The 237-nt window shown below is 67.5% G+C and carries 1 protein-coding gene; it reads right to left on the reverse strand.

Translation table 11 applies throughout. From position 1 onward, the window contains the following. Positions 1 to 3: 3 nt before the first annotated feature. Positions 4 to 237, reverse strand: a 234-nt coding sequence (locus tag KVT44_RS57005; protein ID WP_217577177.1) for a peptide deformylase, incomplete at its 5' end; no start/stop codon positions are given.

Consider the following 237-nt stretch of genomic DNA (forward strand, 5'->3'; position numbering starts at 1 on the left):
GACTCAGTCATTCGCGACGATGGGGTAGCGGGGCTCGTTCTCTGCCATCTGCCGCAGGGATTCCTTGCGCTCGGGCTTGGAGAGCGGGTCCATGTAGAGGTAGCCGTACAGGTGGTCGGTCTCGTGCTGGTGGCAGCGCGCGAAGTAGCCGGGGCCACGCACCTTGATCGGGTTGCCCTTCTCGTCCTGCCCGGTGACCTCCGCGTTGTCGGGGCGGGCCAGGGGCCTGTACGGGGG

The organism is Streptomyces sp. GbtcB7 (assembly GCF_019091445.1).
GTDB classification, from domain to species: Bacteria; Actinomycetota; Actinomycetes; order Streptomycetales; family Streptomycetaceae; genus Streptomyces; species Streptomyces mirabilis.